At 68.4% G+C, this 25,694-nt stretch carries 23 protein-coding genes; 14 read left to right on the forward strand and 9 right to left on the reverse strand.

Annotated elements, in window-relative coordinates; translation table 11 throughout:
* Positions 1 to 41 precede the first annotated feature (41 nt).
* Genes ACN20X_RS04920 through ACN20X_RS04930 form a run of 3 tightly spaced genes read left to right on the forward strand, consistent with a single transcriptional unit; the run spans position 42 to position 2,775 of the window.
* On the forward strand, positions 42 to 1,025 hold the full coding sequence (locus ACN20X_RS04920) for an ABC transporter permease (protein ID WP_026062663.1): 984 nt from the start codon (positions 42 to 44) through the stop codon (positions 1,023 to 1,025).
* Entirely contained in the window at positions 1,022 to 2,020 is a 999-nt protein-coding gene (locus ACN20X_RS04925; protein WP_034363470.1) for an iron chelate uptake ABC transporter family permease subunit, read from the forward strand. The genes ACN20X_RS04920 and ACN20X_RS04925 overlap by 4 nt, the downstream gene beginning before the upstream one ends.
* A complete protein-coding gene (locus ACN20X_RS04930) occupies positions 2,017 to 2,775 on the forward strand; it encodes an iron ABC transporter ATP-binding protein (RefSeq protein ID WP_034363473.1) in 759 nt (252 codons plus the stop codon). Before ACN20X_RS04925 ends, ACN20X_RS04930 begins: the two co-directional genes overlap by 4 nt.
* A gap of 68 nt (positions 2,776 to 2,843) precedes the next feature.
* Here ACN20X_RS04930 and queA read toward each other — a convergent pair whose 3' ends face one another.
* Together queA and ACN20X_RS04940 are read right to left on the reverse strand one after the other, a co-directional pair.
* A complete protein-coding gene (gene queA / locus ACN20X_RS04935; protein WP_016449150.1) occupies positions 2,844 to 3,944 on the reverse strand; it encodes a tRNA preQ1(34) S-adenosylmethionine ribosyltransferase-isomerase QueA in 1,101 nt (366 codons plus the stop codon).
* 97 nt (positions 3,945 to 4,041) lie between these two features.
* On the reverse strand, positions 4,042 to 5,295 hold the full coding sequence (locus tag ACN20X_RS04940) for an HD-GYP domain-containing protein (protein WP_473210338.1): 1,254 nt from the start codon (positions 5,293 to 5,295) through the stop codon (positions 4,042 to 4,044).
* A gap of 184 nt (positions 5,296 to 5,479) precedes the next feature.
* Between ACN20X_RS04940 and recG the strand changes: the two genes are divergently transcribed.
* From recG to ubiA, 6 genes are all read left to right on the forward strand, one after another.
* The gene (recG, locus tag ACN20X_RS04945; RefSeq protein WP_209799257.1) at positions 5,480 to 7,744 is read left to right on the forward strand and encodes an ATP-dependent DNA helicase RecG; all 2,265 of its coding nucleotides are present in this window, start codon (positions 5,480 to 5,482) and stop codon (positions 7,742 to 7,744) included.
* A gap of 343 nt (positions 7,745 to 8,087) precedes the next feature.
* The gene (locus tag ACN20X_RS04950) at positions 8,088 to 8,861 is read left to right on the forward strand and encodes an MHYT domain-containing protein (RefSeq protein ID WP_016449153.1); all 774 of its coding nucleotides are present in this window, start codon (positions 8,088 to 8,090) and stop codon (positions 8,859 to 8,861) included.
* Between the two features lie 226 nt (positions 8,862 to 9,087).
* Positions 9,088 to 10,053: a LysR substrate-binding domain-containing protein gene (locus ACN20X_RS04955; RefSeq protein WP_016449154.1), complete on the forward strand. Its 966-nt coding sequence runs from the start codon at positions 9,088 to 9,090 to the stop codon at positions 10,051 to 10,053.
* 120 nt (positions 10,054 to 10,173) lie between these two features.
* On the forward strand, positions 10,174 to 10,761 hold the full coding sequence (locus tag ACN20X_RS04960) for a Dps family protein (RefSeq protein WP_016449155.1): 588 nt from the start codon (positions 10,174 to 10,176) through the stop codon (positions 10,759 to 10,761).
* Positions 10,762 to 10,811: 50 nt separating this feature from the next.
* Positions 10,812 to 11,609: a phosphatase PAP2 family protein gene (locus tag ACN20X_RS04965; RefSeq protein WP_016449156.1), complete on the forward strand. Its 798-nt coding sequence runs from the start codon at positions 10,812 to 10,814 to the stop codon at positions 11,607 to 11,609.
* A gap of 126 nt (positions 11,610 to 11,735) precedes the next feature.
* The gene (ubiA, locus tag ACN20X_RS04970; RefSeq protein ID WP_016449157.1) at positions 11,736 to 12,605 is read left to right on the forward strand and encodes a 4-hydroxybenzoate octaprenyltransferase; all 870 of its coding nucleotides are present in this window, start codon (positions 11,736 to 11,738) and stop codon (positions 12,603 to 12,605) included.
* 74 nt (positions 12,606 to 12,679) lie between these two features.
* Here the strand turns inward: ubiA and proC are convergent, their stop codons facing one another.
* From proC to ACN20X_RS04990, 4 genes are all read right to left on the reverse strand, one after another.
* The gene (proC, locus tag ACN20X_RS04975; protein WP_374006267.1) at positions 12,680 to 13,519 is read right to left on the reverse strand and encodes a pyrroline-5-carboxylate reductase; all 840 of its coding nucleotides are present in this window, start codon (positions 13,517 to 13,519) and stop codon (positions 12,680 to 12,682) included.
* A gap of 32 nt (positions 13,520 to 13,551) precedes the next feature.
* Positions 13,552 to 14,343: a VOC family protein gene (locus ACN20X_RS04980; protein ID WP_473210339.1), complete on the reverse strand. Its 792-nt coding sequence runs from the start codon at positions 14,341 to 14,343 to the stop codon at positions 13,552 to 13,554.
* Positions 14,344 to 14,381: 38 nt separating this feature from the next.
* Positions 14,382 to 15,398, reverse strand: coding sequence for a tripartite tricarboxylate transporter substrate binding protein (locus ACN20X_RS04985; RefSeq protein WP_016452013.1), 1,017 nt, complete (start codon positions 15,396 to 15,398; stop codon positions 14,382 to 14,384).
* Positions 15,399 to 15,463: 65 nt separating this feature from the next.
* A complete protein-coding gene (locus tag ACN20X_RS04990) occupies positions 15,464 to 17,161 on the reverse strand; it encodes a thiamine pyrophosphate-binding protein (RefSeq protein ID WP_016449161.1) in 1,698 nt (565 codons plus the stop codon).
* A 95-nt stretch (positions 17,162 to 17,256) separates the two neighbouring features.
* Between ACN20X_RS04990 and ACN20X_RS04995 the strand changes: the two genes are divergently transcribed.
* A complete protein-coding gene (locus tag ACN20X_RS04995) occupies positions 17,257 to 17,952 on the forward strand; it encodes a GntR family transcriptional regulator (RefSeq protein WP_310036531.1) in 696 nt (231 codons plus the stop codon).
* 7 nt (positions 17,953 to 17,959) lie between these two features.
* Here ACN20X_RS04995 and ACN20X_RS05000 read toward each other — a convergent pair whose 3' ends face one another.
* From ACN20X_RS05000 to ACN20X_RS05010, 3 genes are all read right to left on the reverse strand, one after another.
* On the reverse strand, positions 17,960 to 19,117 hold the full coding sequence (locus ACN20X_RS05000) for an esterase-like activity of phytase family protein (protein WP_473210340.1): 1,158 nt from the start codon (positions 19,115 to 19,117) through the stop codon (positions 17,960 to 17,962).
* Positions 19,118 to 19,128: 11 nt separating this feature from the next.
* Positions 19,129 to 20,625: a glycerol kinase GlpK gene (gene glpK / locus ACN20X_RS05005; protein WP_252653412.1), complete on the reverse strand. Its 1,497-nt coding sequence runs from the start codon at positions 20,623 to 20,625 to the stop codon at positions 19,129 to 19,131.
* A gap of 73 nt (positions 20,626 to 20,698) precedes the next feature.
* Positions 20,699 to 21,463 (reverse strand): DeoR/GlpR family DNA-binding transcription regulator, encoded by a 765-nt coding sequence (locus ACN20X_RS05010; protein ID WP_016452008.1) that lies wholly within the window; start codon positions 21,461 to 21,463, stop codon positions 20,699 to 20,701.
* A gap of 277 nt (positions 21,464 to 21,740) precedes the next feature.
* On the opposite strand from ACN20X_RS05010, the gene ACN20X_RS05015 reads away from it, so the two are divergent.
* From ACN20X_RS05015 to ACN20X_RS05030, 4 genes are all read left to right on the forward strand, one after another.
* Positions 21,741 to 22,820 carry an ABC transporter ATP-binding protein gene (locus tag ACN20X_RS05015; RefSeq protein ID WP_016452007.1) on the forward strand — a complete coding sequence of 360 codons (1,080 nt, stop codon included), beginning with the start codon at positions 21,741 to 21,743 and terminating at the stop codon, positions 22,818 to 22,820.
* Position 22,821: 1 nt separating this feature from the next.
* Positions 22,822 to 23,904 carry an ABC transporter ATP-binding protein gene (locus ACN20X_RS05020; protein WP_016452006.1) on the forward strand — a complete coding sequence of 361 codons (1,083 nt, stop codon included), beginning with the start codon at positions 22,822 to 22,824 and terminating at the stop codon, positions 23,902 to 23,904.
* A complete protein-coding gene (locus ACN20X_RS05025; protein WP_034363482.1) occupies positions 23,901 to 24,794 on the forward strand; it encodes a carbohydrate ABC transporter permease in 894 nt (297 codons plus the stop codon). Before ACN20X_RS05020 ends, ACN20X_RS05025 begins: the two co-directional genes overlap by 4 nt.
* Before the next feature lie 76 nt (positions 24,795 to 24,870).
* The gene (locus tag ACN20X_RS05030) at positions 24,871 to 25,686 is read left to right on the forward strand and encodes a carbohydrate ABC transporter permease (RefSeq protein ID WP_013804448.1); all 816 of its coding nucleotides are present in this window, start codon (positions 24,871 to 24,873) and stop codon (positions 25,684 to 25,686) included.
* Positions 25,687 to 25,694 lie beyond the last annotated feature (8 nt).

Raw genomic sequence — 25,694 nt, forward strand, 5'->3', positions numbered from 1 at the left:
AAGCGTTGAGCCCGCCTGTCGCCACCGCGCACGCCGTGCCCATGTCACGCCCCTCTCGCCAGGCCCTTGCCTGGCTTTTCGCGCTGGGCCTGCTGCTGGCGCTGTCGCTGGCCAGCCTGATGGTGGGCGCGGGCGACATGCACTGGAGCGTGCTGTGGTCGCGCAGCGAGGACGACCTGGCCAGCCAGGTGCTGGTCTACAGCCGCGTGCCGCGCACCCTGGCCCTGTTGCTGGCCGGCGCATCCATGGCGGTCTGCGGACTGCTCATGCAGATGCTGGCGCGCAACCATTTCGTGGAGCCTTCCACCGTGGGCACGGTGGAGTCGGCCAGCCTGGGCATGCTGGCTGCGTTCCTCTGGGTGCCGCACTGGCCGGTGATGGCCAAGATGGGAATTTCGGCCGTGGCGGCACTGCTGGGCACGGCGCTGTTCCTGGCCGTGCTCTCGCGCATCCGGCTGCGTTCGTCGTGGATGGTGCCCCTGGTCGGCCTGGTGCTGGCCGGCGTGCTGGAGGCTGCGGGCAGCTTCGTGGCGCTGCAGTTCGACATGATGCAGGCGCTCAAGTCCTGGTCCAACGGCGATTTCTCGCTGGTGGTGCAGGGGCGGTACGAGTTGCTGTGGCTGTCGCTGGGTGTCACCGCCCTGGCCTGCCTGGCGGCCGACCGCTTCACCGTCGCCGGCCTGGGCGAGAGCTTTGCCACCAATCTGGGCCTGAACTACCGGCGCCTGGTCTGGCAGGGGCTGGTGGTGGTAGCCGTGGCCACTTCCGCCGTGGTGGTCACGGCCGGCAGCCTTCCCTTTGTGGGACTGATCGTGCCCAACGTGGTGCGCCTGGTCCTGGGTGACAACGTCCGCCGCAGCGTGCTGTGGGTGGCGCTGATCGGCGCGGGCCTGACCCTGCTGTGCGATCTGGTCGGGCGCATGCTGATCGCGCCCTATGAAATCCCCGTGGGCACCGTGCTGGGCGTGCTGGGCAGTGCTTTGTTCCTGGCGCTCATCCTGCGCCGCCGCAAGGACCGAGCATGAGCAGCCTGCCGCAATCCGTTGCTTCCGACGATCCGTCTGCGCGCAGTTGGGGCCGGGGCCGACGCCTGGCGCTGCTGGGAGGGCTGGCGCTGCTGTGCCTGCTGGCCTTCATGACCGTGGGCGTCAGGACCGACTGGGCCTTCGTGCTGGAGCACCGGGGCGCCAAGGTGCTGACCATGGCGCTGGTGGCCTGCGCCATCGGCCTGTCCACCGTGGTGTTCCAGACCGTGTCGCACAACACCATCCTCACGCCTTCGGTGATGGGGCTGGATGCGCTGTACCTGTTCGTGCAGGCGGCCATGGTGCTGATGCTGGGCGCGGCAGGCGTGTCCGCCATGGGCGAGGTCGGGCGCTATGCGCTCAACATCGTGCTGATGGTGGGCTTCAGCGTGCTGCTGATGCGCTGGCTCTTCGTGGGCCATGCCAGCAGCCTGCACCTGATGCTGCTGGTGGGCATGGTGGGTGGCATCTTCTTTCGCAGCCTGGCGGGGCTGGCCATGCGCGTGCTCGATCCCAATGAGTTCACGGCGCTGCAGGACCGCATGTTCGCCAACTTCAACGCGGTGAACCTGCAGCTGCTGGTGCCGTCGCTGCTGCTGATCGCGCTGGGCAGCGCCTGGATCTGGCGCCAGCGCCACGTGCTGGACGTGATCTCGCTCGGGCGCGATGCCGCCATCGGCCTGGGCCTGGACTACGATGGCCGCGTGCTGCGGCTGCTGGCCGTGGTGGCCTGCATGGTGGCCGTGTCCACGGCCCTGGTCGGGCCTGTCATCTTCTTCGGCCTGCTGGTCAGCAACATGGCGTATCACGCCATGGGCACGCGCCGCCATGCCTGGGTGCTGCCTGCGGCCGTGCTCTGGGGCTGCGTGCTGCTCATGGGCGGCCAGGTGCTGCTGGAGCAGCTTTTTCAATTCAATACCGTGCTGAGCATCGTGGTGGAGTTCCTGGGTGGAATCGTCTTCATCGTGCTGCTCATGCGCAAGGGGACCCAATGATCGAGGTGCGTGATCTGCTCAAGCGCCATGGCGGCACGACCGTGCTGCAGGAGCTCAACTTCAACGTGCCCGAGCGGGCGCTGACGGCCATCATCGGCCCCAACGGGGCCGGCAAATCCACGCTGCTGTCCCTGGTCAGCCGCCTCATGCCGATCACGGAAGGCCAGGTGCTGGTGGCTGGCCGCGACGTGGCCACCACGCCCACCGAGGCGCTGGCGCGCATCATGGCCATCCTGCGCCAGGACAACCAGAGCACGCTGCGCCTGACGGTGCGCGACCTGGTGGGCTTCGGCCGCTTTCCGCACAGCAAGGGCCGGCTGGGCCCCGAGGATGTGCGCCATGTGGACGAGGCGCTGGAGTACCTGCAGCTCACGCCGCTGGCCGAGCGCTTTCTCGACGAGTTGTCAGGCGGCCAGCGCCAGCGCGCCTACATCGCCATGGTGCTGTGCCAGGACACGCCTTTCATCCTGCTGGACGAGCCGCTGAACAACCTGGACATGGCCCATGCCGTCAGCATGATGGGCCTGCTGCGCCGCGCCGTCACCGAACGCGGCAAGACCGTGGTCATGGTGCTGCACGACATCAACTTCGCCTCCTGCTACGCCGACCACATCATCGCGCTCAAGGACGGCCGCCTGGCCGTGGCGGGCACGCCGGCCGAGGTCGTGCAGGACGAGGTCCTCAGCACCCTCTACGGCATCCCCGTCAGCGTGCACGAGGTCAAGGGCCGCAGGCTCTGCCACTACTTTGGCTGAACATGCGGCGTTTCGGGCTTGGCGCGGCCTGAGGCGAGGGACACCAAGCAAGGGCCTAAGCCAGCCGCTCAGGGGGTGCTTTTCTTCTTCAACAGCATGGAGTCGCCATAGCTGAAGAAGCGGTACTCCTGCGCGATCGCATGGCGGTACAGCGCCATCACCTGCTCGTAGCCGGCGAAGGCGCTGACCAGCATCATCAGCGTGCTCTTGGGCAGGTGGAAGTTGGTGATCAGCAGATCGACCACCTGGTACTCGAAGCCCGGTGTGATGAAGATGCGCGTATCGCCTGAGAAGTTGCCCGTCTGGGCCCAGGACTCCAGCGTGCGCACCGTGGTCGTGCCCACGGCGATGATGCGGCCGCCGCGCTGGCGGCAGCGTTCCAGCGCGGCCAGGGTGGCCAGCGGGATTTCGTACCACTCGCTGTGCATCTGGTGGTCGGCCAGGTTCTCGGTCTTCACGGGCTGGAAGGTGCCGGCGCCCACGTGCAGCGTGACGCTGGCGCGTTCGATGCCGCGCTCGGCCAGGCGGGCCAGCACGGCGTCGTCGAAGTGCAGGGCGGCCGTGGGTGCGGCCACGGCGCCGGGGCGGGCCGCGAAGACGGTCTGGTAGCGCTCGCTGTCTTCGGCGGCATCGGGGTCGTTGCCGGTTTCCTGGTGGCGCTCGATGTAGGGCGGCAGCGGCAGATGGCCGAAGCGCTCCATCAGCTCATGGGGCGTCTCGCCGCGCGGGCCTTCAAAGCTCAGGTGGAACAGCGGGCCGTTCTCGTCGGGCCAGCGGCCGCGCAGCACGGCGTCGAAGCCGCCACCGTTCTTGCCGCCGCACAGGTGGATGCGCGAGCCGGGCAGGGGTTTCTTGCTGACGCGCATGTGGGCCACGACGTCGTTGCCTTCGAGCACGCGCTCGACCAGCAGCTCCAGCCGGCCGCCGCTGGCCTTCTCGCCGAAAATGCGCGCCTTGATCACGCGCGTGTCGTTGAACACCAGCAGGTCGCCGGGCTGCAGCAGATCGGGCAGCTCGTGGAAGATGCGGTCGGCGGGCGGGTTGGCATCGTCGCGGCCGTCGAGCAGGCGCGAGGCACTGCGCTGGGCGGCAGGATGCTGGGCAATCAGCTTCTCGGGAAGCTCGAAGTCGAAATCGCTGAGCGAGAACACACGGGACAGGGAGGACATGCAGTGCTTGAGGGCCGGACATGGCCCGTTCCAAGTTCGTTGAACGGAAGCTGGCAATTGTCGCAAACCCTGGGGTCATCCCCGGAATTGCCGGCGATCACCTGGCCATGGCGGCCTGGGGCTGGCGCTCGAACTCCAGCCACAGCGATTCCAGATCGGGGAAGTCCCAGTCCGCAGGGTCTTCGCGCGCGATGATGCGGTCGTTGCCCAGGCTTTCGGACAGGTCCTCGATCTCCGGCGTGACGCGGCAGGACTGGCGCAGCGAATAGAAAACCTTGACGCGCGGCGCCAGCAGGCTGGCCGGCGAGGCATCGACCACCACCGCCAGACGCTGCGAATGCAGGCGCACCAGCGAGCCCAGCGGGTAGATGCCCACGGTCTGCACGAACTGCTCGAACAGCCGCTTGTCGAAATGGCGCGGACTCCACTCGGCCATGCGACGCAGCGCCTCCGAAGGCGGCCAGCCCTTCTTGTAGGGCCGGTCCGAGGTGATGGCATCGTAGACGTCGCAGATCGCCGTCATGCGCGCCAGCAGGCCGATGTCGCCCTGCTGCAGCCCGTCGGGGTAGCCGCTGCCGTCCACCTTTTCATGGTGGTGCAGGCAGGCATCGATGACCTCGTCGTCCAGGCCCAGCGGGCGCAGCAGCTGCTCGCCGTGGCGTGGATGGGCGCGCATCAGCGCCCATTCGGCGTCGTCCAGCGGGCCGGGCTTGTTGAGCACGGTCACCGGAATGGCGGTCTTGCCCAGATCGTGCATGAGGCCGGCCATGCCGGCCTTGCGCAGGCTGTGGTCGTCCAGGCCCATGCGCTTGGCCAGGGCCACCATCAGCGCGCACACGGCCAGACTGTGCATGTAGGTGTAGTCGTCGGCGGTCTTCAGGCGGGCCAGGCCGATCAGCGCATGGGGATTGCGTGCAACGGAGGCCGTCACATCGTCCACCAGCTGTCCGGCGGCCGAGGCGTCCACGGGCCGGCCCAGCCGCGCATCGCTGAACAGGCGGCTCAGCAATTGCCTGGCCTGGGCGCAGGTCTGGGCCGCGCGGCGCAGCTCGGTGGCGGTGGAGATGGGGGCCGTGCTCTGCTCGGACGCAGGGCGGGCGTTGTCGGGGATCTGGTGGCGAAGCTCGTCCTGCGGGTCGAAGCGCAGGCAGGGCACCTGCACGCCCACGTCCAGGCCTTTGCGCACATCGATCCAGACCTCCTGGATGGAGGTGGCGCGCAGACGCTGGAGATCGGCCTCGGAGCGAAGCAGGAAACGGGTTCGCCAAAAGGGATGCTCCATCCAGGAGCCGCAGAACTCGTGCAGGAACATGCCCAGAGTGACATGCTGGACATTGATACGCTTCAACATGGCATTCGGTGGCGGGGTAACACTACGTAACGTCAGCGTGCATGGTAGCGGCTTCCCCAGAGACCCGGGGCGTCAAGGGTGCTTTGGGCAGGGCCGGCCGGCATGAACGTGGCGTGTTGCCTACACCTGTATATTCATACACTATGCTGCCAGCCAACGCGCATGTTCTGAAACAGGAAAGCCCATGCCCCTGAACGTCTCCTCTGCCTTTCCCGACCTGGGGCGCGACGCCCCTGGTGGCAAGGCCGCGCGCGCCGGCAAGGCAAAGGCTGGCGCAGGCAAGGGCGGCGCCAGGAAGGCCGGCAAGGCCTCGGCCACTTCGGGCGACAAGGCCGCCACGCCTGCACAGTCCGTTGCCAGGCCTGCCGCCAGTCCCGCGCAGAAGGCGCTGCAGAAAATGGGACTGGTGCGCGACATCGACCTGGCGCTGCACCTGCCGCTGCGCTATGAGGACGAGACCCGCATCACCGCGCTGCGCAATGCGCGCGAAGGCGATACGGTGCAGATCGAGGCCACGGTCACCCACAGCGAAGTGCAGCTGCGCCCTCGCCGCATGCTCAAGGTCACGGTGGACGACGGCACGGCCGAATGCGTGCTGACCTTCTTCAGCTTCTACCCTTCGCACCAGAAAACCCTGTCCGTGGGCGCGCGGCTGCGCATACGCGGCGAGGTCAAGGGCGGCTTCTGGGGACGGCAGATGCTGCACCCCGCGTTCCGCGCGGCCGGAGGGGATCTGCCCACGGCGCTCACGCCCGTCTATCCGGTGGCGGCAGGACTGCCCCAGGCCTATATCCGCCGCGCAGCGGCCACGGCCATGCTGCGGGCCGACCTCTCCGATACGCTGCCCGCAGGAGAGCACCCGCCCGTGGCCCATTTCCACGGCAACGGCGGGCTGCCGCCGCTGTTCAGCCTGCGTGACGCGCTGCAGTTCCTGCACCATCCCACGCCCGATGTGGCCCTGGCCACGCTGGAAGACCATTCGCACCCGGCCTGGCAGCGCCTGAAGGCCGAGGAACTGCTGGCCCAGCAACTGTCGCAATACGAGGCCAAGCGCGAGCGCGCGCGGCTCAGGGCGCCCGTGCTGCGCGCATTGCCCATGGACAGCGCCCAGGGACTGGCGCGCCAGTTTCTCGACCAGTTGCCCTTTGGCCTGACCGGTGCCCAGCAGCGCGTGGTGGGCGAGATCCTCGCCGACATGCAGCGCCGCATGCCCATGCACCGGCTGCTGCAGGGCGATGTGGGATCGGGCAAGACGGTGGTGGCGGCGCTGTCGGCCGTGGCCTGCATCGAGGCCGGCTGGCAGTGCGCGCTGATGGCGCCCACCGAAATCCTGGCCGAGCAGCATTTCGGCAAGCTGGTCGGCTGGCTGGAGCCGCTGCTGGCTCCGCTGGGCAAGCGCGTGGCCTGGCTGGCCGGCGCGCAGAAGAAGAAGGAGCGCACCGCCATGCTGGAGCTGGTCCGCAGCGGCGAGGCGGCCCTGGTGGTGGGCACGCATGCCGTCATCCAGGACCAGGTGGAGTTCAAGAATCTGGCGCTGGCCGTCATAGACGAGCAGCACCGCTTCGGCGTGGCCCAGCGGCTGGCGCTGCGCCAGAAACTCGCAGCCTCGGGCATGGAGCCCCATCTGCTGATGATGAGCGCCACCCCGATCCCGCGCACCCTGGCCATGAGCTACTACGCCGACCTGGATGTCTCCACCATCGACGAGCTGCCGCCTGGGCGTACGCCCATCGTCACCAAGCTCATTGCCGACAGCCGCAAGGACGAAGTCATCGAACGCATCGGCGCCCAGGTCGCCCAGGGGCGCCAGGTCTACTGGGTGTGTCCGCTGATCGAGGAAAGCGAGGCGCTGGACCTGTCCAACGCCACGGCCACCCACGCCTACCTCAGCGAGATGCTGCCCGATGTCATGGTCGGCCTGCTGCATTCGCGCATGCCCACGGCCGAGAAGAAGGCGGTGATGGAGCTGTTCTCGGCCGGCGTCATGGGCGTGCTGGTCTCCACCACCGTGATCGAAGTGGGCGTGGATGTGCCCAATGCCTCGCTCATGGTGATCGAGCATGCGGAGCGCTTTGGCCTGTCGCAGCTGCACCAGCTGCGCGGGCGCGTGGGGCGGGGGGCGGCGGCCTCGGCCTGCGTGCTGCTGTATTCGGTGGGAGACAGCGGCCGCCTGGGCGAGACGGCCAAGGACCGGCTGCGTGCCATGGCCGAAACCAACGACGGCTTCGAGATCGCGCGGCGCGACCTGGAGATTCGCGGTCCGGGCGAATTCCTGGGTGCGCGCCAATCAGGCGCTCCCATGCTGCGCTTTGCCGATCTGGAGCAGGACCTGATGCTGCTCGACTGGGCCCGCGAGCTTGCGCCTCGCATGCTGGAGCAGCACCCGCAACTGGCCCAGCGGCATGTGGACCGCTGGTTGGGCGGCAAGGCCGAATTCCTCAAGGCCTGATGGGCCGGCCCCTGCTTGCGGGATGTTCCTGTTACGTATTTTTACGCGCCCGGGCGCTGCCCGGTGGCGGCCTGCTCCGCAGGCCTGCAGCCCGCGCCAGACAAGGTTTGCGTGTGCGTTGTAGCTGTCGGTAGGGAGCGCTTCATGCGGTCCTGGCGGTGACAGCTGCGCGCGGCGACGGCATTGAGTATTTGTGACATTTTGGTACATTGAGTCGCAAAAAACAGGGTAGGTCCATCCGGGAGGGGATGGCCTGCCACTCCTCCCCACGCTTCCCCACGGGGAGGACGGCCGTGATCACTCTTGTGTTGTCCCATCTTTCTGAGAATGAGGAGCCGTCCACATGAATGAAGCCGTTCAAGCGAATGAACTCGTCGAGACCTCCTGGCGCATGGGCCTGGTGGCCCTGTCCTATGGCATTGCCGTGCTGGGCTCCTTCGTGGCCCTCACGGCGGCACAGCGCATTCGCGGGCGCACGGGAATCAGCTGGCTGAATCTGCTGGCGGCCGGCACGGCGCTGGGCGGCATAGGCGTGTGGTCCATGCATTTCACGGGCATGCTGGCGCTGAACCTGGGCATGGGCTCGGGCTACTCCATGGTCGAAACCCTGGTGTCCCTGGTGGCTGCCGTCGCTGCGACCTCGGTGGCGCTGGCCTTTGTCGCGCGGCGGCCCGAAAGCGGGTTGCGCGTGCTGGGCGCCGGCACCCTGCTGGGCCTGGGCGTGGCCTTCATGCATTACCTGGGCATGTACGGCATGCGCTTTCCGGGCTTCATCGTCTGGTCCGTTCCCACCGTGGTGCTGTCCGTGGCCATTGCCGTGGTGGCGGCCAGCGCCGCTCTTTGGCTGTCGTTTCGCACCGGCTCGCTGGGCATGCGGGCGCTGGCGGCTGCCGTGATGGGGGCGGCAGTATGCTCCATGCATTACACGGGCATGGCCGCAGCAGACTTTGTATGCATTTCCGAGACACAGCGGTATGCTCGGCCGCAAGGTTTTGCCGTGATCAGCGCTTTGGACCTTCCCGTCTTTACCGTGATCGTGGCCATAGGCCTGGCAGCATTGATAGGCATGGACCAGCTCATGCAGCAGCGCGGCCGGATGCGCCGGCCGCTGCACTAGGTGGATAAATGCAAAAAGCCGGCAGGTCGGGGAGCGCGCAGTGGTCATGCGTGGACGAGGACTGGCACAATCGAAATAGGACAAATCCTAGAGTCTGCACAGGAACTTTTGAGGGGAGCACCCCGGCAACCGGGCCGCAAGGCCTGGTTGCACAAAGGTTTCGGCCCAGGTTCCAGGTCTAAGACCATCGTATTTCCCGAGGTTCCCTCCCAGACACAGCTCGCCAATGACACTTACCGAACTCAAATACATCGTGGCCGTGGCACGTGAAAAGCATTTTGGCCGCGCCGCCGAAGCCTGTTATGTGTCCCAGCCCACGTTGTCCGTGGCGATCAAAAAGCTGGAGGAGGAGCTCGATGTCAAGCTCTTCGAGCGCAGCGCCGGCGAAGTGTCGGTCACGTCGCTGGGAGAGGAGATCATCCGGCAGGCGCAAAGCGTGCTGGAGCAGGCCGCCGAGATCAAGGAAATCGCCAAGCGCGGCAAGGACCCGCTGTCGGGCGTGCTCACGCTGGGCGTGATCTACACCATCGGCCCCTACCTGCTGCCCGATCTGGTGCGCAACTCCATCCTGCGCACGCCGCAGATGCCGCTGATGCTGCAGGAGAACTACACCATCAAGCTGCTGGAGATGCTGCGCACGGGCGAGATCGACTGCGCCATCGTCGCCGAGCCCTTCCCCGACACCGGCCTGGCGCTGGCGCCGCTGTATGACGAGCCCTTCATGGCTGCCGTGCCCAGCACCCATGCGCTGGCCCAGAAGGACCATGTCTCCACCAGCGATCTCAAGAACGAGACCATGCTGCTGCTGGGCTCGGGCCACTGCTTCCGCGACCATGTGCTCCAGGTCTGCCCCGAGTTCGCACGCTATGCCAGCAATGCCGAAGGCATTCGCCGCACCTTCGAAGGTTCGTCGCTGGAGACCATCAAGCACATGGTGGCCGCCGGCATGGGCGTGACCCTGGTGCCGCGCCTGTCCGTGCCCGCCGATGCGCTGGAGACCACGGCGCGCCGCCGCAAGACCGACGAGCCGCACATCCGCTACCTGCCCATCCTCGAGGACGACGGCTCGGCACCGCCCACGCGCCGCGTGGTCCTGGCCTGGCGCCGCAGCTTCACGCGCTACGAGGCCATCGCCGCCCTGCGCAACGCGGTCTACGCCTGCGCCTTGCCCGGCGTCAAACGCCTGTCCTGATGACTGCACCGCTGCGCGGGCCGTGCCTCCAGGGCCACCGCGCTTGCGTTATCGTTGCTTTCGGTCTCCGGGCGGTCTGCCCGGGGCATATTCCATCCGTACGAAGTTGAAAGGGATCCCATGGCCAAAAATGCCAGCAAAGACAAGTCCGGTGCAAAGAAGCCAGAGGCCGTGCAGGCCGCCAAGACCGTGCAGGCAGCGACGGCCGATGTCGCACCGGTGTCCGTGCGCTCCAGCGCCATCCACATCGGCATCAGCGACAAGGACCGTGCCGCCATCTCCAAGGGCCTGTCGGCCCTGCTGGCCGACACCTACACGCTCTATCTGACAACGCACAACTTCCACTGGAACGTCACGGGCCCGATGTTCAACACACTGCACACCATGTTCATGGGGCAGTACACGGAACTGTGGAACGCCGTTGATCCCATCGCCGAGCGCATCCGCGCCCTGGGCCATTTCGCACCGGGTTCCTATGCCGACTTCGGCAAGCTCACCAGCCTGGCCGACGTGCCCCACGATCCGCCCAAGGCCCTGGAGATGGTGCGCATCCTGGTGGCAGGCCATGAAGCCGTGGCACGCACGGCGCGCAGCCTCTTCCCGCTGGCCGACAAAGCCAGCGACGAGCCCACGGCCGACCTGCTGACCCAGCGCCTGACCGTGCATGAGCAGACCGCCTGGATGCTGCGTGCCCTGCTTGAAGAGTGATGCTGCACATGTCCCAAGCACCTGCCACGGCCCGGGAGTGATGACCGCGCATGCTCCGGACCTGGATTGACGCACACGCCGCCACGAGCGGCCTGTGCCTGGTACTGGCCGCCTTGGGCGGCCTTTTTTTCTACCTGCGCCTGCCCGCCGCCGCGCGGCTGCGCCATGCAGGCCTGCCGATGCCACGCGCCGCATGGCAGGGCCTGGTTGCGGCGGGCCTGCTGGCCGCGCTGGCCCTGGGCGTGATGGTGCGCGACATGCTGGGCCTGGGCCAGCCCGCAGGCTGCGACTCCTGCACCGACTGGCCGGTGCTGGACGATGCCCTGCACCAGTGGCTTGCTGGCCATGCCACCGATGCCTGGGTGCGCCCCGTGGTCGCCTTCACCCAGCTGGGCCATGTGGGCTGGATGGTGTCGCTGTCTGTTGCCGTGCTGGCGCTGCTGCTGTGGCGCCGCGACTGGCTGCATGCGGCCGCCTGGGTGGTGGCCACGGCGGGAGTCGGCCTGTGGATACGCGCCATCAAGACCAGCGTGGGCCGCCCGCGCCCCGTGGGCGGCTGGGTGCCCGAGGGCGGCTTCAGCTTCCCCAGCGGCCACAGCGCCGGCACCTTCGTGCTCTATCTGATGCTGGCCTGGCTGCTGCTGCCGTACCTGCGGCCTGCCTGGCGCTGGTGCGTGGGCCTGGCGGCCCTGGCCGTTGCCCTGGGCGTGGGGGCCAGCCGCGTCGTGCTGCGCGTGCACTATGCCAGCGATGTGCTGGCTGGCTGGCTGCTGGGCCTGGCCTGGATGGCGCTGGTGATCTGTGCCGTGGAGTGGGCGCAAACCCGCGTTGCCGGCAGGCGCGGCTGAGGCGCGCCGCCGAGCCCGCCCGCCCAGCGGCGACAATGCGGGCATTTTCGAATGTGATGCGTGCGATGGTCGGCCCACGGCCGCCATCGGCGCCCAGACGCCATGCCTACCTCCTCCTCTACGCCCATGCCTGCGCCCCGGCGCAGCAAACTGTCGCTCTACCTGGACCTGGTCCGCTTCAACCGGCCGGCCGGCTGGCTGGTCCTGGTCTGGCCCACGCTGGCCGCACTGTGGGTGGCGGCGGGCGGCTTTCCGGGCTGGCATCTGCTGGTGGTCTTCGTGCTGGGCACGGTGCTGATGCGCAGCGCCGGCTGCTGCATCAACGACATCGCCGACCGCGACTTCGACCGCCACGTCAAGCGCACCACGCAGCGCCCCATCACCTCGGGACTGGTCTCGGTCAAGGAGGCCGCGCTGCTGGGCGCGGCCCTGGCCCTGGTTTCGCTGGGCCTGGTGCTGACCACCCGCTGGGAGGCCGTGGCCTGGTCCGTGCCCGCCGTGCTGTTCACCATCCTCTACCCGTTCACCAAGCGCTTCTTCGCCATGCCCCAGGCCTTCCTGGGCATTGCCTTCAACTTCGGCATCGTCATCGCCTTCGCCGCCGTGCAGGGGCAGGTGCCCGCCACGGCCTGGATTCTGTGGTTGGCCAACATGTTCCTGGTGCTGGCCTATGACACCGAATACGCCATGGTGGACCGCGACGATGACCTCAAGATCGGAATGAAGACCTCGGCCATCACCCTGGGCCGCTTCGACGTGGTGGCCGTCATGGGTTTCTTCGTGCTCTGCGGTCTGCTCACGGTCTGGGCGTTGGCACCCTTCGGCCTGGCCTGGCCTTTCTGGCTGGGCCTGGCCGTGGCCGCGGCCCAGGTGATCTGGCACTTCACCCTGATCCGCCACCGCACGCGCGAGGGCTGCTTCGTCGCCTTCAGCAAGAGCCACTGGATCGGTGCCAGCCTGTTCGCGGGCGTGGCGCTGGGGTTTGCGCTGCGCTGAGGGCTCAGCGCTGAAAAAACAAGGGAGGCCGGTGCCTCCCTTTTGCATGGAGCCTGGGGCGCGTTGCGCCGGGCTCAGCGGCCGAATTCGGCGGCCAGCTCCTTGGCCCGTGTTTCCGCCGCCCGCATGGCGGCCACGAAATGCTCGGGCACCTGCTGCGCCTGCAGGTGCGTGATGGCGGCGTGGGTGGTGCCTCCCTTGCTGGTGACGCGCTGGCGCAGCACCTCGGCGCTTTCGCTGGAGCGGGCGGCCAGCTCCGACGCGCCCTGGAAGGTGGCCACGCCCAGGCGGTAGGACTGCTCGGCCGTGAGGCCCATGTCCACGCCAGCCTGTGTCATGGCTTCGAGGAACAGGAAGACATAGGCCGGGCCCGAGCCCGACAGGGCGGTCACGGCGTCCAGGTGCGCTTCCTGGTCGACCCAGACGAACTGGCCCGTGGTGGCCACCACCTGCTCGATGGCGCTCTTGCCCGCGGCATCGACCTGGGCGCGGGCGAACAGGCCCGTCATGCCCTTGCCCACCAGGGCCGGCGTGTTGGGCATGGCGCGCACGATGCGGCCCGTGCCCAGCCACTGGGCGATGGCGTCCGTGGGAATGCCGGCGGCCACGCTCAGGTGCAGGGCCTGGGCGGTGTGCGGCGCCACGGCCTGGGCGGCTTCCTTGAAGGTCTGGGGCTTGACGGCCCAGACCACGATGCTGGCACCGTCCAGCGCGCTGGCGGCGGCCGCGGCATCGGCATGGGCCGTGATGCCGAAGTTCGTGCGCAGCGCGTCGCGTGCAGCCTCGAAGGGTTCGACGACGACGATGCGGTCTGCGGATTGGCCCTGGCCGATCAGTCCGCCAATGATGGCGCTGGCCATATTGCCGCCACCGATGAAGGCGATGACAGGGGAGGCTGTGGAAACGGTGTTCATGCTGGTGGCGGTGGAGAAGGAAAACGAAGAGTTTAGAGCGTGTTCCCACCGTGCCAGCGCATGTCCACGCCATGGCTGGCGGCCAGGTCCAGGGGCTGTGCCGGGGCGCCGGGCCGCTGGCGCAGGGTGAGCGCGCAAGGGCCCTCTCCGCGCGTGGCAAGGCGCTGGCGCAGTGCGTCGCAGGCCGCCAGTGCCTGCGCGCCTTGCAGCAGCAGATCGAAGCCTGGCAATGCCAGCCGCGCGCCCTGGTTGTCCAGCTTCTCCAGCGGCAGGCCCGGGCCCAGCAGCGCCCGGTATCGGTCCAGGCTGGCCTCCAGGTCGTGCACGGCGACGGTCAGCGAGGCCACGCCCAGCGCGCCGTTGGGATGCTCGCGCACGCTGCCTTCGGGCACGCGCAGCGCGCGCGGCGTGATGTCGCCGCACAGGAAGGGCAGGTCGGGCGTGGCGTGGCGCGCCGTCTGCCACAGCAGTTGCGCGCCGTCGGGGCGTACGCGGCCTCCATCCACGGGGCCGACCAGGGTGTCCAGCCCCCGCCCGCGCGCCTCGGCCAGGGCCTGGGAGGTGCTGCCGGGCAGCAGGGCGAAGTCCACCAGCCCTTCGCCCTGGTCGCGCAGCGTGCGGTACCAGCGCTCTTCGGGCGCCGGGGCGGTCCAGGCAATGATCTCCAGGTAGGCGCCATCGGCAAAGACGACCAGTGCGTTGTGCGAGGTGCGGCCCGGATGGCGGCCGCCGATGACGACCTGGAAGCCCAGCGCGCGGTAGTCCGCCACGGCGGCCTCGAGGTCCTGCACGGCGATGACGATGTGGTCCAGCGGAAGTGCCATGAATGCTCCTGTGTTGTAAGGGGGTGCCGTCCGGATTCTCAGTCTTCGAGCTGGATCTTGTTGTCCCGCACGAAGCGGCCCCAGCGCTCATATTCCTGGCGCACCCAGCGGTCGAGGGCGGGTCCGTCCGTGGCCATGACTTCGAAGCCCGACTGCATGAGCTTGCTGCGGATGTCGGGCGTGTTCAGCGTGGCCTGGAAGTCTTCGGTGAGCTTGTGCACCGTGGCGGCCGGCGTGGCGGAAGGCGCGAACACGCCGATCCACGAATAGGCCTCGAAGCCCGCAAAGCCCGATTCGGCCACGGTGGGCACGTCGGGCAGCTCGGGCAGGCGCTTGAGGCCGGTCACCGCCAGCGGCTTGATCTTGCCCGCCGAAATCTGGCCGCGCAGCGCCGCGTAGCTGAGCAGCGTGAGGTCGGACACATTGCCGAGCACGGCCTGCACGGCCGGGCCGCCGCCGCCGTAGGGCACGTGCAGCACGTAGGTGCCCGAGCGGCGCTTGATGTCTTCCATCACCAGGTGGTTCATGGACCCCAGGCCGGTCGATGCGTAGCTGTATTTGCCCGGGTTGCGGCGCGCCAGCTCCAGGAAGCCTGCCAGGTCCTTGGCGGGCACCGAGGCCGAGGCGCCGATCACCAGCGGAAAGCGCAGCGCCAGCGACACGCCCGTGAAGTCCTTGAAGGTGTCGTAGGGCAGCCGGGACTTGGCGATGGGATTGATGGCATGGGTGTCGAAGCTGAACAGCAGGGTGTTGCCGTCCGGGGCCGACTTGGCCACGTACTGGGTGGCGATCTGGCTGGCGGCGCCGGGGCGGTTCTCGACGATCACCGACCGCCCGGCCACCTCGCCCAGGCGCGGCTGCAGTATGCGCGCGGCGATGTCGGTGCTGCCCCCTGGCGGGAAGGTGATGACCAGCTTGAGCGGGGCGGCACCCTGCGCGAACGCCGTGCCCGCCGGCCCCAGCAGGGATGCGGCGGCCATGGCCAGCAGCAGCTGGCGGCGGTAGAGGTGGCGTGAAGGGCTGCGTGTAGGGCTGCGTGAAGGGCGGCAGGGCATGGAAACTCCTTTTCAAGCGCATTGACGGGCAGAGGGGAGAGGGGGTCTGTGCGTGGGGCCTGGCGTCAACCCATCCATTGGCTCACCGGCACGGCCGTGTCCTGGAGCTCTTGCGAGATCACATCCACCAGCGCCGGGCCGTCGTGCATCAGCGCAGCCTTGAGCGCGGCTTCGAGGTCTGCCGGGTCCTCCACGCGCCATGCCTTGACGCCGAAGGCCTCGGCCACGCGGGCATGGTGGGTGCGGTTGAAGTCGACGGAGAAGTAGCGTTCATCGTAGCCGGACTTCTGGCTGGCCTTGATCCAGCCGAACACGCTGTTGGAGAACACGATCATCTTCAGCGGCACGTTGCGGCGCACGATGGTTTCCAGCTCGCCGCAGGTGAAGCCGAAACTGCCGTCGCCCATGACCGCGACCACCACGGAATCGGGCTGGCCGATGGCTGCGCCAAAGCCGGCGGACATGGCAAAGCCCAGCGCCCCGTGCGCGCGGTTGGTGATGAAGTGCCGGCCGGCCTGGGGCGCGTCGAAATAGGCCGTGAAGTAGGGGCAGGGCGTGCCGGGGTCGGCCACCACGATGGCGCGCGCGGGCAGCAGGCGGTTGAGCGTGTCCACCACGCGCTCGGGCTTGATGGGGCGCTCCAGCGAGGCGGCCAGCGGCGCGAAGAAGGCCAGCTTGGCGGCGCGCGCGGTGGCCGCCAGCGCGGCGCCGTCCGCGGCATCGGCGGGGCGGCGGGCGATGCGCTGCTGCACGGCCGCGTGCAGCGCCTGCAGGCCCAGCAGAGCGTCGCCCACCAGGGCCACGTCGGTGCGGTAGTTGGTGCCTATGGTCATGGCGTCCACGTCCAGATGGACGATGGTCACCTTGCGCGAGGGCATCTGCCAGTGCTCGGTGGTGGTGGAGCCGGCCCGGGCGCCGATGAACATCACCAGATCGGCCTGCGCCACCACGGCGCGCGTGGCCTCGACGCCGCCATTGGTGCCCACCACGCCGGCATTGAGCGGATGGCTGCCGGCAAGACTGCCCTGGCCGCTGACGCTGGAGCACACGGGCGCGTTGAGCAGGGTGGCCAGCGCATCCAGCGCGGCGCCGGCGCCCGCGATGAGCACGCCGCCGCCGCAGATCAGCACGGGGGAGCGTGCCGCCACCAGGCGGTCGGCTGCCTCGGCCACGGCCGCCGGATCGGGCGCGGACCGGTAGGCGGGATAGCGGTCATGGCCGGGCTGGGCCCAGACATCGGCCGGATCCAGCGCGTGCTTTTGCACGTCATAGGGCAGGCAGATATGGGTGGCGCCGGGCCGGCCCGTGGTCATGGCGCGAAAGGCGCTGCGCACGGCATGCGGAATCTGGTCCACGCGGTCGATGGTGGTATTCCACTTGGTCAGCGGCCTGTACAGCGCCTGCTGGTCCAGTTCGGTCAGCGGGAACTTGCCGCGTGCGCCCACGGAGACGTCCGAGGTGATGCCCAGCACGGGCACCGAGGATTCGTTGGCCTCGGCCAGGCCGGGCAGCAGGTAGGTGGCGCCGCCGCCGCTGGGGCCTTCGCACACGCCCACCTTGCCTGTGACGCGCGCATAGGCGTCGGCCATGTAGCCGGCGCTGCGCTCGTCCCGCGTGAGGATGTGGTCCATGCCGTGGTCCAGCCGCGCCATGGCGTCGTAGAAGGGCAGGCTGGTGTCGCCGCACAGGCCGAAGATGTGCTTGACGCCGTTGAGCTGAAGCATGCGGACCATGGCGTCGGCGCCATTGAAAGCGGTGGTCATGTCGGGAGTCTCCGGGCAGGTTGGATGAGGGGTTTTTAAGAATCCATTTCAGTATACTTAAAAGTATCCAAAGCGCCAGAGGGCACAATGGCGCCATGAAAATCTCCAACATCCGCCATGAACGGGGCTCCAGCGTCTACAGCACGCTGCGTGACATGGCCATCTCCTACGAATTCAAGCCGGGCGAGCGCCTGAGCGAGAGCGAACTGGCGCTGCGCCTGGGCGTGAGCCGCACGCCCGTGCGCGAGGCACTGACGCGGCTGGTGGCCGACGGTTTTCTGCTGCCCGCCAGCCGCGGCTACATGCGGCGCGAGCTGGACGTGAAGGAGTCACTGGACCTGTACGAGGCCCGCGTGGCCGTGGAGCGCGAATGCGTGCGCTTGGCCGTGGAGCGCGCCACCGATGCCCAGATCGACGAGGCGCGGGCCTATCTGGAGCAGAGCCAGCGCGTGGCCTCCGACACGCCGGTGCGGCAGCTGGTGGACCTGGACGAGGGATTCCATCTGCGCATTGCCGACATGGCTGGCAATGCCGAGCTGCGGCGCATGCTGGTGAGCCTGAACGAGCGCATCCGCTTCATCCGGTGGATCGACATGGAGAACGTGGGGCGCGCCTCCACCCAGCAAGAGCACCTGGAAATCCTGCAGGCCTTGAGCGACCGCGACGCCCAGGCCAGCGAACGCCTGATGGCCGAGCACATCGGCCTGCGGCGCGAGCAGATCGTGGAGGCGATTGCGCGCGGTCTGACGCGCATCTACCTGCCGCAGGAGCAGGTGCAGGCCACGCCCTGAAGCGCCTTCAGGGGGCGCAGGGCGTCGAGGGCCGGTAGGCGGTGACCAGGATCTGGTTGGCCTGCGCCGGGTTGAAGTTGTCGTCGCTGGCGAACACCAGCACGCGCGTGCCATCGGGCAGCGGCGGGCCCCAGGACATGGCCTCCATGTTGTCCAGCCGCCCGCGCTGAACCGTGGACAGGTCCGCAATCAGCTGCTTGGCTGCCACCTGCGGCGGGTTGCGCATGAAGCTGTCCATGGCCAGCGTATCGGGCGCTTGCAGGCCGATGCGGTACAGCCGCGCGCCAAAGCCGTGGCCCGGGCTGTAGGAGCGCTCCAGTACCAGCAGATGGTCGGGACCGTCCGGCAGGATTTCGCTGATGCCGTTGACCTCGCGCTGGGGCAGGGCCCAGCTGGCGGCCGGCACGGCATCGGGCTGGTAGGCGATCTGGCGCAGCAGCCGGCCGTCGTCCAGGCTGACCAGGCTGATGCGCACGGGCGCGCCTGCCGTGGCGGCGCTGGCGCGCGGTCCGTCCTGGCGCAGCGGCGCCTCCAGGGCCAGCCAGGCCTGCTGTCCGTCCGGCGTGACGGCCAGCCCCTCGAAGCCGAAGTTCGAGCGCAGGCCCGGCCTGCCGTCCTTGTCCTTGAATGCGTAGAACCACCGCGCGATCTGGCGGCCCGTGGCGTCGGTCCTCACCAGCGAGGTGCCAAAGCCCCGGCCCGGGTCGCCTTCGTCGGTCCACAGCAGGCCGCCGTCCGGCAGCAGGCGGATGGCTTCGGGGTCGGGCACGGGCTGGGTGGCGGGCGCGGCATGGCGCGGGCGCAGCCAGTGGCCTTCGGTATCCAGCAGCGGGTGCACTTCGGTGACCTGCGCCTGCCAGGGGCTGGGGCCGGCGCGCTGGCCGGCGTCCAGCGGCTCTATGCGCAGGCGCATCCAGCGCGCGGGGCCGCGGGCCGAGCGGTCATCGCTGATGGCCACGTAGTCGCCGCGCTGCGTGTCGTAGTCCAGGCCCGAGATGCTGCCGGTGGTGGCGCCATGGATGGGCTCATCGCGCGCAATCGTGGTGCTGCCCAGCCATTGCAGGCGTGCGCAGGCGGTGGGCTGCGGGACCGGCAGCGCCTGCGGTGGCGCGGCACAGCCTGCCAGCCACAGGCCGCAAGCAACCAGGCTGGCAAGCCGGCGCAAGACAGTCAGCCTCAGGCCGCCAGCGCGGTCTGGGCCACCGCATGCTCCCAGCGCGCCATCAGCTCGTCGGCGCGGTGCTTGTCCAGCGTGGGCACGAAGCGGCGCTCGGCCTTCCACAGCGCCGACAGTTCCTCGGTGCTCTGGTAGATGCCCGAGGACAGGCCCGCCAGGTAGGCCGCGCCCAGGGCCGTGGTCTCCACGCAGGCCGGGCGCACTACGGGAATGCCCAGCAGGTCGGCCTGGAACTGCATGAGCAGGTTGTTGACGCAGGCGCCGCCGTCCACGCGCAGTTCGCTCACCGGCGCGCCGCCGCTGGCCACCGCGTCGCGGCTCATGGCCAGCAGCAGGGCGGCGCTCTGGAAGGCGATGGATTCCAGCGCGGCCCGCGCGATGTGGGCGATGGTGGTGCCGCGCGTCAGGCCCGTGATGGTGCCGCGTGCATCGGGCTTCCAGTAGGGGGCGCCCAGTCCGGTGAAGGCCGGCACCATCATCACGCCGCCCGAGTCGGGCACGCTCTCGGCCAGTTGCTGCACCTGGCCGCTGTGCTCGATGGCGCGCAGCCCGTCGCGCAGCCACTGGACCACGGCGCCGCCCACGAAGACGCTGCCTTCCAGCGCATAGGCCGGCGCAGCGCTGGGCTGTGCCGCAGCGGTGGTCAGCAGGCCGTTGGCAGAGGTCTGGAACACGCCGCCTGTGTGCATGAGCATGAAGCAGCCCGTGCCATAGGTGTTCTTGGCCATGCCGGCGGAAAAGCAGGCCTGGCCGAAGAGGGCGCTTTGCTGGTCGCCGGCCACGCCGCCGATGGCGATCTCGCCGCCCAGCACCTCGGCTGCCGTGCGGCCGAAATCGGCGGCGGAAGGCAGCACCTCGGGCATCAGCGCGCGCGGAATCTCCAGCAGCGCCAGCAGATCGTCGTCCCACTGGTTGGTGTGGACGTTGAACAGCATGGTGCGGCTGGCGTTGGAGACATCGGTCACATGGCGGCGTCCGCCCGTGAGCTGCCAGATCAGCCAGCTGTCCACGGTGCCGAAGGCCAGTTCGCCGCGCTCGGCGGCGGCGCGTGCGCCATTGACGTTGTCCAGGATCCAGCGCAGCTTGGTGCCCGAGAAATAGGCGTCGATCAGCAGGCCGGTCTTGCGCTGGATAGTGTCGGCATGGCCGGCCTCGCGCAGCTGGGCGCACAGCGGCTCGGCGCGGCGGTCCTGCCAGACGATGGCGTGGTGCAGGGGTTGGCCCGTGGCGCGGTTCCAGACCATGGTGGTCTCGCGCTGGTTGGTGATGCCCAGGGCGCGGATGTCGGCCGCCGCCAGCCCGGCCTTGGCCAGGGCCTCGCGCGCCGTGGCCAGCTGGGTGCGCCAGATCTCGCGCGGATCGTGCTCCACCCAGCCGGGGCGGGGATAGATCTGCGGCAGCTCCAGTTGGGCAGAGGCCACGATGCGGCCCTGGGTGTCGAAGACGATGCTGCGCGAGCTGGAGGTGCCCTGGTCCAGGGCAAGCAGATAGGTCATGGTGCGGTATCCAGGAAAAGCAGGGCCGGTGCGCGTGTCCTGTGCGGGCGGTGGCGCAGCGGCTGCGGAAAACTTATTGCGCCACCACGCATTGCACCTCGGCTTCGCGAAGCAGTGCGTCGAAGGGCGCAGGGGGCGCGGTATCGGTGAACAGGCGGTCGATCTGGTCCAGGCGTGCCAGCTCCACCATGGCCTGGCGGTGGAACTTGCTGTGGTCGGCGGCCAGCCAGACCTCGCGCGATTGGGCAATGATGGTCTGGGCCACCTTGACCTCGCGCATGTCGAAGTCGCGCAGGCTGCCATCGGGCTCGATGGCCGAGATGCCGATCAGGGCGATGTCCACCTTGAACTGGCGTATGAAGTCCACGGCCGCCTCGCCCACGATGCCCCGGTCGCGCGTGCGCACCACGCCGCCGGCCACGATGACTTCGCAGTCCGCGTTGGAGCTGAGGATGGCCGCCACGTTGAGGTTGTTGGTGATCACGCGCAGGCCCCGGTGCTTGAGCAGGGCCTGGGCCACGGCCTCGGTGGTGGTGCCGATGTTCAGGATCAGCGAGCAGCCGTTGGGAATGGCCTCGGCCACGGCGCGCGCAATGCGCGACTTGCCTTCGGCATGCAGCACCTGGCGCTGGGGGTGGCCCAGGTTCTCGACCGTGGCGCTGGGCACGCGCACGCCGCCGTGAAAGCGCACCATCAGCCCGGCATCTGCCAGCTTCTGAATGTCGCGGCGCACGGTCTGAAGCGTCACGCCCAGGATCTCGGCCAGCTGCTCCACCGTGGTGGACTGGCGGCTGCGGACTTCGTCCAGCAGCTGTAGTTGGCGGGGGTTGGTGTTCACGGCAAATCCATCGGAGGGGCGATCGGGGGGACGGGTGGATGGTCGGGCAGTCAATCGGGCCGGGCGACGGGTTTATAGCGCATTTGACGCGGCCAGCCGTGGGCTGGGGAACTTTAAAACGAAGAAAAAGGAACAGCACCTAGGGTATGTGTTGATGGGCTGCGATCCGGAAAGAACAAAAATGAAGACGTTCGGGCCTTCAAACGCGCTTTGGAGGCCCGCCTTTCTCCTTGTTCAAATGCTGCCCCGGTGGCGGCCTCGCCAAAAGAGGGCAGTCGTGGAACTGGTGTTGGAGAGAATCAGCAAGCGTGTGGGCGGCCAGACCTGGCTGCACCCCATGCACCTGGAACTGGAAAGCCGCGCGGTGACCGTGCTGCTGGGCGCCACGCAGGCCGGCAAGACCAGCCTGATGCGCATCATGGCCGGCCTGGACGTGCCCACCGAAGGCCGGGTGCGCGTCGATGGCGTCGATGTGACCGGCATGCCCGTGCGCGAGCGCAACGTGGCCATGGTCTACCAGCAGTTCATCAACTATCCCTCGCTCACGGTGGCGGACAACATCGCCTCGCCGCTGAAGCTGCGCGGCGATCGCGACGTGGCGCAGCGCGTGCGCGCCCTGGCCGAGCGGCTGCACATAGAGATGTTCCTGGACCGCTATCCGGCCGAGCTGTCGGGTGGCCAGCAGCAGCGCGTGGCCCTGGCGAGGGCGCTGGCCAAGGGCGCTCCGCTGATGCTGCTGGACGAGCCGCTGGTCAACCTCGACTACAAGCTGCGCGAGGAACTGCGCGAGGAGCTGACCCAGCTGTTCGCCACCGGCAGCTCCACCGTGGTCTACGCCACCACCGAGCCCGGCGAGGCCCTGCTGCTGGGTGGCCACACGGCCGTGCTGCACGAGGGGGAGCTGCTGCAGTACGGCCCCACGGCGGAGGTGTTCCACCGACCCAATTCGCTGCGTGTGGCGCGGGCCTTCAGCGATCCGCCCATGAACCTGGTGCCCGCGCAGGCCGTGGACACCGGGTTGGAGCTGCCCGGCGGCGCGCGGCTGCCCATGGCGCTGCCTGTGGGCCTGGCCGCTGCCGGCCCCCTGACCCTGGGCCTGCGCGCCAGCGCGCTGCGCCTGCAGGCCCGGCCCGGGGATGTGGCGCTGCAAGGCGTGGTGGAACTGGCCGAGATCTCGGGGTCGGACACTTTCGTGCATGCCAGCACGCCCTGGGGCGAGCTGGTGGCCCAGGTCACGGGCGTGCACCACCTGGACCTGGGCAGCGCGGTCACGCTGCACCTGGATCCGGCCCATGCCTACGTGTTCGGCACGGACGGCGCGCTGCTGCTGGCGCCGGCGCGGCCCGGGGGACGATGAGATGGCCCGCATAGAACTCGATCTGGCCCACTCCTACAAGCCGAACCCGCAGCAGGACAGCGACTATGCGCTGCTGCCGCTGAGCATGGTCTTCGAGGACGGCGGCGCCTATGCGCTGCTCGGCCCCTCGGGCTGCGGCAAGACCACCATGCTCAACATCATGTCGGGCCTGCTGGTCCCCTCGCAGGGCAAGGTGCTGTTCGACGGCCGCGACATGACGCGCGCCACGCCCCAGGAACGCAACATTGCCCAGGTGTTCCAGTTCCCGGTGATCTACGACACCATGACCGTGGCCGAGAACCTGGCCTTTCCGCTGAAGAACCGCCGCATGCCTGCCGACCGCATCCGCGCCCGCGTGGGCCAGATCGCCGAGATGCTGGAGATGAGCGGCCAGCTCGACCAGCGCGCGGCGGGCCTGTCGGCCGACGCCAAGCAGAAGATCTCGCTGGGCCGGGGCCTGGTGCGGCCCGATGTCTCGGCCGTGCTGTTCGACGAGCCGCTCACGGTGATCGACCCCCAGCTCAAGTGGCAGCTGCGCCGCAAGCTCAAGCAGATCCACCACGAGCTGCGGCTCACGCTGATCTATGTGACGCACGACCAGGTGGAGGCCTTGACCTTTGCCGACCAGGTGGTGGTCATGACGCGTGGCCGTGCCGTGCAGGTGGGCACGCCCGCCCAGCTTTTCGAGCGGCCCAGCCATGCCTTCGTCGGCCACTTCATCGGCTCGCCGGGCATGAACTTCGTGCCGCTGCAGCAGGACGGCGGCCGGCTGCTGGCCGAGGGCCAGTACCTGTCCCTGCCCGCCGCACTGGCCAGCGTGGCGCCCGGCCTGCCCCTGAGCCTGGGCATACGCCCCGAGTACCTGACACTGGCCTCGGCCGACGCGCCCGGCGCCGTGGCCTGCACGGTGGAGCGCGTGCAGGACGTGGGCACGCACCAGCTGCTGGTGGCGCGCCTGGGCGAGCGGCTTCTCAAGCTGCGCTGCGGCGCCGACGCCTTCCTGCCCGCCGCAGGGCAGACCGTCTGGGTGCAATTGCAGGGCCCCCACACCTGCTACTACGTCAACGAGGAGCTGCAGGCATGAGCCAGACCATCAAGCCCGTCAACCAGAAGGCCTGGCTGCTGATCCTGCCGGTCATCATCTGCGTGGCCTTCTCGGCCATCATCCCGCTGATGACGGTGGTGAACTACTCGGTGCAGGACATCATCAGTCCCGACCGGCGCGTGTTCGTGGGCACGGAATGGTTTGCCCAGGTCATGCGCGACGAGGAACTGCACTCGGCCCTGCTGCGCCAGATCGGCTTTTCGCTGGCCGTGCTGCTGGTGGAGATCCCGCTGGGCATCGCGCTGGCCCTGTCCATGCCGGCCCAGGGCTGGAAGGCCTCGGCGGTGCTGGTCGTGGTCTCGCTGTCGCTGCTGATTCCGTGGAACGTGGTCGGCACCATCTGGCAGATCTACGGCCGCGCCGACATCGGCCTGCTGGGCGCGGCGCTCAACGCGCTGGGCGTGGACTACAACTACACGGGCAATGCCACCCATGCCTGGCTTACCGTGCTGGTCATGGATGTCTGGCACTGGACGCCGCTGGTGGCCCTGCTGTGCTACGCGGGCCTGCGCTCCATTCCCGACGCCTACTACCAGGCCGCGCGCATCGACGGCGCCAGCAAGTTCGCGGTGTTCCGCTACATCCAGCTGCCCAAGATGCGCGGCGTGCTGATGATCGCCGTGCTGCTGCGCTTCATGGACAGCTTCATGATCTACACCGAGCCCTTCGTGCTCACGGGCGGCGGGCCTGGCAATGCGACCACCTTCCTGTCGCAGTACCTGACGCAAAAGGCCGTGGGCCAGTTCGACCTGGGGCCGGCGGCGGCCTTCTCGCTGATCTATTTCCTCATCATCCTGCTGCTGTGCTTCATCCTCTACAACTGGATGCAGCGCGTGGGCACGGCAGACAAGGAAGGAGCAAGAGAATGACCCCCACGCTCCCTTCGTTCGCTGCCCCCTCGAGGGGTCTCGGCCTGCCTTGGGGCGGCCCTGCGGGAGGCCGGACATGACTGAAGACCGCCGTTTCCACAAGCGCACGCTGTTCCTCGTCGCCTACCTGCTGTTCGCCGTGCTGCCCATCTACTGGATGGTCAACATGAGCTTCAAGACCAACGAGGAGATCCTGTCGAGCTTCTCGCTGTGGCCCCAGCATTTCACCTGGGCCAACTACCAAACCATCTTCACCGACGCCTCCTGGTACTCGGGCTACATCAACAGCCTGATCTACGTGGCCATCAACACCGTGATCTCGCTGACGGTGGCGCTGCCGGCGGCCTATGCGTTCTCGCGCTACCAGTTCCTGGGCGACAAGCATGTGTTCTTCTGGCTGCTGACCAACCGCATGACGCCGCCGGCCGTCTTCCTGCTGCCCTTCTTCCAGCTCTACACCACGGTGGGCCTGATGGACACGCACATCGCCGTGGCCCTGGCCCACCTGCTGTTCAACGTGCCGCTGGCCGTCTGGATCCTGGAGGGTTTCATGAGCGGCATTCCGCGCGAGATCGACGAGACGGCCTATATCGACGGCTACTCCTTCCCGCGCTTTTTCCTCACCATCTTCCTGCCGCTGATCAAGGCCGGCGTGGGCGTGGCGGCCTTCTTCTGCTTCATGTTCAGCTGGGTGGAACTGCTGCTGGCGCGCACGCTGACCAGCGTGAACGCCAAGCCCATCGTGGCGACCATGACGCGCACCGTCTCGGCCTCGGGCATGGACTGGGCGACGCTGGCGGCGGCCGGCGTGCTGACCATCGTGCCGGGCGCCATCGTGATCTGGTTCGTGCGGCACTACATCGCCAAGGGGTTCGCAATGGGGAGGGTGTGAGGCACCCC

Source organism: Delftia sp. PX-1, assembly GCF_055797465.1.